Below are 4837 nucleotides of genomic sequence, written 5' to 3'. Positions count from 1 at the left end.
CGGCGTTGGAGCTGAGGTTCTGGTGGGTCAGCATGGCGCCCTTGGAGCGGCCCGTGGTGCCCGAGGTGTAGAGGATCGCCGCCATATCGTCCTTGACGCGAAAAATCGCCGGAAGCTCGTCACGCGTCGACGCCAGTCGATCGAAGAAGGTTCCCTCAGCCTCGGCGCCAAAACTGTCGACAGCGGGAAGCGCGTGGCGTTTGGCGAGAGCGCGTGTATCCACAAGGAGTTTGGGGCGGCAAAGCGTCAGCGCCGGCCCAGCGTCGGCGAGAAAATATTCGAGCTCGGCGAGCGTATAGGCGGGGTTGAGCGGCAGCAGCGCCGCCCCCGCCTTGAAGCAGGCGAGCGCCAGCGCGACGCAATCCGGAGATTTGTCGATCTGCGCCGCGACGCGGTCGCCGGGCTCGACGCCGCAGTCGAGGAGCGCGCGCGCCGCCCGCCCGGCGCGGGCGAACAGCTCGGAATAGGTGAGCGACAGGCCGTCGGGCGCATCGATCGCCAGCTTGTCGCGGCGCGGCGCGCGCTCGAGCAACAGGTCGAAGAGATTGGCGGACATCGGGGCGCGTTTCGGCGTTGGCGTTGACGAATCGGCGGCGGCGGGCGCCGCCGGGCCTGCCGCCCTGGCGAGGCGAGTCCTCTTGCGGTCGCGGCGGCGTGAGTATAGCGAGCATGCGGCCGCGCGCCAGCGCGCGCGGGCGACGAACGAGGGGCGTCAGTGGCGACCAAAGAGAAGGATCTGCGCGCGGCGATCGTCGCCCAATGCCGGTTGCTGAGCGCCGCGGGCTTGAGCCCCGGCACGGCAGGCAACATCTCGGCGCGGCTCGGCGAGGCGATGCTGATCACCCCCGCCTCGGTCCCCTACGACCTGCTGCGGCCGGAGATGATCGCGCTGATGCCGCTGAACGGCGAGTATGGCGCCTGGGCGGGGCCGCTGAAGCCCTCGACCGAATGGCGCTTCCATCTCGACATCATGCGCGCCCGGCCCGACGTCGGCGCGATCGTCCACAGCCATCCGCCCTATTGCACCGCGCTGGCGACGCTCAACCGGCCGATCCTCGCCGCCCATTACATGATCGCGCAGTTCGGCGGCCCGGCGATCGAATGCACGCGCTACGCCCCGTTCGGCACCAAGGAGCTTTCCGAGCTCGCGGTCGCCGGCCTCGGCCAACGCAATGCGGTCCTGCTCGGCAATCACGGCGCGATCGCCGTCGGCCCCGATCTCGACGTCGCGATTCATCGCGCGCGCGAGCTCGAAGCGCTGGCGCACGTCTATTATCTCGCGATCAGCGTCGGTCGGCCGGCGATCCTCTCCGACGAAGAGGTCGGCCGCATCGTCGAGCGGTTCAAGGGCTACAGCGTCGGCGCCGAAACGCGCAAGGCGCTCGCGCCGCCGAAGAAGCGCGCGCGGCGCGGCAAAGCCAAGGCGGCGGCGGCCAAGCGCGCGGACAAGAAGAAGACGGCGCGCAAGAAGCCGCGCGGGACGGCGCGGCGATAAGAAAGGCGCTGCGCCTCCAACGCGTCCGGCGACGGCCATCGTCGTGCTCGGCGTCAATCGCGCGCCGCTTCGCAGTCGCCTCGCTACGCTCGGCGAGGATTGACTCCTGCGCGCGACGACGGCGCGGCGGAGTGGCCTTACGGCAAAATGGCGATCGCGATCGGCGTCACGTCGCCAGCGCGCCCCGCGCCATCAGCAATTGCGCAGCGACGGCGAGCGCGATCACCGCCGGTTCCTTGCCGACGATCCCGGCCAAGCCGATCGGGCAGACGAGCCTGGCGATGCGCGCTTCGGCGATTCCCGCCGCGCGCAACTGGCTGACGAAGCGCGCGCGCTTGGTCGCCGAGCCGATCATGCCGACATAGGCGAAACGGTCCTGGCGCAGCGCCTCGGCGACCACCGCGAGGTCGAGCGCATGCGAATGGGTGATCGCCAGCACAAACGCGCCGTCGGGCGCCGCCTTCAGCTCGGCGGGCGGATCGGCCGCGGCGACCAGCGTGACGTTGGCGGGCGCAAGCTGGGGGAACTCGTCCCGCCGCGGGTCGATCCAGCGCACCGCGAACGGCAGCGGCGCCAGCGTCAGCACCAGCGCGCGGCCGACATGGCCGGCGCCGAACAGATAGACCGGCGTCGCCGCCTCGCCGAACGCCTCGCTCCGCTCGCCGTTCTCAGGCGCGTCGCCGAGCCGGCGCGCGACGCGGCCGTCCTCGCCGAGCCGCGCCAGCGCGACGAACGGGCCCTCGCGCTCGGCCGCGCCGAGCGGCGCGAGGTCGGCGAGATCGCGCCTGTCGAAGGTCTCGACCCGCCAGACGACCCGCCCGCCGCAGCACTGGCCGAGCTCCGGCCCGAGCGCGACCGAGCGGCGGCGCGCGGCCCCGCGCCCGGCGGCGAGCGCCGCGCGCGCTTCCTCGAGCGCCTGATGTTCGAGTTCGCCGCCGCCGATCGTGCCATAGAAGCCGCCGCTCGCCCGCACCACCATGCGCGCGCCCGCCTCCCGCGGGGCCGACCCCGCCGTCTCGGCCAGCGTGATCAACGCCGCCGCGCCCTCGGCTTCGATCGCTTCGATCAGCCGGCGAAAGGTTTCCATGACGCGCTCGGAGCCGCGGGGATGCGACGGATGAGCAATATAGCACCGCAGCGCCGCCCCTTCCCCCTTGAGTTGTCCTGAGGCGGATGCGGTTCCGATCGTCATCGCGAGCGACAGCGAAGCGATCCAGCCTAAGCCGCAGCCGCAATCCCCACGTCTGGATCGCTTCGCTTTTGTTCAGCCCGGGGACGTAGCTGATAGGTGTTCGGAGACATGGCTGACAGGCGTGCCTGATGCCCGCCCCGTGCTCGGCGTCGATAGCCCGTCGAGAGACGGGCGTCCTTTCGGACGCCCTAAGGCCAAGCCCGCTTGCGCGGGCGCTGCGCGACCTTGACCCCTCCGCGCGAGACGGGCTTTTTTCTCGCCATGGACTTTGACGGCGCGTTCCGGCCCCAATGGGCCGGACGCTTCCGTCGAAGTCCATGGCGAGCGAACGCCATGCCGCCGCGTCGCAGTCATCGCGAAGCGACCGAAGCGCAGCGCAGGAGCGCCGCAGGCGCTTGACGGCGACTCGGCGGCATGGCCGCGCCGAGGCGTCAGCCATGTCCACGAACACCCGTCAGTCATGTGCCCGGGCTGAACACTTTGCTCGCGATGACAACCAAGCTGATTCGACCTGAACGCATCGCGCCCTAGCGAAAGACGACTTGCCGCCAGGGTTCAAGCCACGTCTTCAGGCGCCGGCGCGATCGCTGCCGGAGCATATGCGGCGGCGATCAACTCGAACGAACGCAAGCGCGCCGCATGATCGAACACGTCGGAGACGATCATCAGCTCATCCGCCCCGGTTTCAGCCACCAGCGCCTCGATGCCGGCGCGAACCATCGCCGGCGAACCGACGATCGAGCGCGAAAGCCATTGCAGCGCCTGCGCCTTTTCCGCAGGCGTCCAATAGCTGTCGATGTCGTCGATCGGCGGGCGGCTTAAGCCCCGCTCGCCGCGGAAGATATTGGCGATCGACATCTGCTGCGTCGTCGCCAGGCGCCGCGCCTCGGCGTCGCTGTCGGCGGCGATGATGTTGACGCCGATCATCGCGTAGGGCCGCTCGGCCTGAGGCGAGGGCTTGAAGCGGCTGCGATAGATCTCCAGCGCCATCATCAGCTGCGCCGGCGCGAAATGCGAAGCGAAGGCGTAGGGCAGGCCGAGTTCGGCGGCGAGCGCCGCGCCGTACGTGCTCGACCCCAGGATCCACAGCGGCACCTCGGTTCCCGCCGCCGGCACCGCCTGCACCCGCTGGCCGGGAACCGCCGGGGCGAAATAGGCCTGCAGCTCAAGCACATCCTGCGGGAACGTGTCGGCGGCGGCCAGGCTGCGCCGCAACGCCTGCACCGTGATCGGGTCGGTTCCCGGCGCGCGGCCGAGCCCGAGATCGATGCGGCCGGGATGCAGCCGGGCCAGCGTGCCGAACTGCTCGGCGATGACGATCGGGGCATGGTTCGGCAGCATGATCCCGCCGGCGCCGACGCGGATGTGTCGCGTGCCGGCGGCGATATGGGCGATGACGACCGCCGTGGCGGCGCTGGCGATGCCCGGCATGTTGTGGTGCTCGGCGATCCAGAAGCGCCGGTAGCCCCAATTCTCCGCCTTAGAAGCGAGGTCGCGCGCGTTGTCGAGGGCCCCGCGCGCATCGGCCGACTGCGTAACCCGGACGAGGTCGAGGATCGAGAGCGCGGCCATCAGGGCTCCGTCGGAATTGCGAAAGGGCTCCGGCGCGCCGCAGGCCGCGTCGCGGCTGGAGTCCGGTTATCCCTGCATATAGGGGCGCCCGGCGCGGATTTCCCCTGCCGCTGGCGCGATGGACTTGTCGGCGGCGCGGCGCTCTCCCGCACGCAACTCCCTCTTCCGAACGGGAGAGGGGGCTCACCCCGCGATCGACTGGGTCGGCGTTCGCCGCCGTTCGGCGGAGGGCGCCGTCGACCTCATGGAAGCCTCTTGTTTCCGCAGTTTTGAGCCTGTCAATGGCCTTCGGCCGCCGGAGGCGGCGCGCGAAGCGCGCCATTGACAGGCTCAAAACTGCGGAAGTTCATGCTTTCATGAGGCCAATGGCTCGGCGTGTGGCGGATAGGGGCGGCCGCAACGGCGAAAAGTTTGACGCCGACTGAGGGGCGCGAAATCGGGGAATTGGCCAACCGCCCGGGACTGTCAGGAATCTTGTGTGCGGGGCCCGGGTTGACCATCACGCTTTGACGAACCTGTCGTCGAACATGATGGCGAATTGGGTCTTTGCCTCGCACCATTCGCGCGGCGGCATTTTC

The 4837-nt window shown here is 70.0% G+C and carries 5 protein-coding genes; 1 reads left to right on the top strand and 4 read right to left on the bottom strand.

Annotation, left to right across the window (positions count from 1 at the left end; all coding sequences use genetic code 11):
* The coding region (locus ABSF49_RS20100; RefSeq protein WP_424114411.1) for an AMP-binding protein at window positions 1-556 on the bottom strand (556 nt) is incomplete at its 3' end.
* Window positions 557-715: 159 nt separating this feature from the next.
* Between ABSF49_RS20100 and ABSF49_RS20095 the strand changes: the two genes are divergently transcribed.
* Window positions 716-1495: a class II aldolase/adducin family protein gene (locus tag ABSF49_RS20095; protein ID WP_424114410.1), complete on the top strand. Its 780-nt coding sequence runs from the start codon at window positions 716-718 to the stop codon at window positions 1493-1495.
* A gap of 166 nt (window positions 1496-1661) precedes the next feature.
* Here ABSF49_RS20095 and xdhC read toward each other — a convergent pair whose 3' ends face one another.
* From xdhC to ABSF49_RS20080, 3 genes are all read right to left on the bottom strand, one after another.
* The gene (gene xdhC / locus ABSF49_RS20090; protein WP_424114409.1) at window positions 1662-2582 is read right to left on the bottom strand and encodes a xanthine dehydrogenase accessory protein XdhC; all 921 of its coding nucleotides are present in this window, start codon (window positions 2580-2582) and stop codon (window positions 1662-1664) included.
* A gap of 660 nt (window positions 2583-3242) precedes the next feature.
* Window positions 3243-4259 (bottom strand): LLM class flavin-dependent oxidoreductase, encoded by a 1017-nt coding sequence (locus ABSF49_RS20085; protein WP_424114408.1) that lies wholly within the window; start codon window positions 4257-4259, stop codon window positions 3243-3245.
* A 278-nt stretch (window positions 4260-4537) separates the two neighbouring features.
* Window positions 4538-4837, bottom strand: a 300-nt coding sequence (locus ABSF49_RS20080) for a hypothetical protein (protein WP_424114407.1), incomplete at its 5' end; no start/stop codon positions are given.

Source organism: Roseiarcus sp. (assembly GCF_049514155.1).
Classification (GTDB): domain Bacteria; phylum Pseudomonadota; class Alphaproteobacteria; order Rhizobiales; family Beijerinckiaceae; genus Roseiarcus.
This window is presented reverse-complemented; position numbering and strand designations above follow the sequence as displayed.

Excerpts from the sequence above, each read along its gene's own strand:
- xdhC (WP_424114409.1), bottom strand. The coding sequence starts at position 2,582 with ATGGAAACCTTTCGCCGGCTGATCGAAGCGATCGAAGCCGAGGGCGCG.
- ABSF49_RS20085 (WP_424114408.1), bottom strand. The coding sequence starts at position 4,259 with ATGGCCGCGCTCTCGATCCTCGACCTCGTCCGGGTTACGCAGTCGGCC.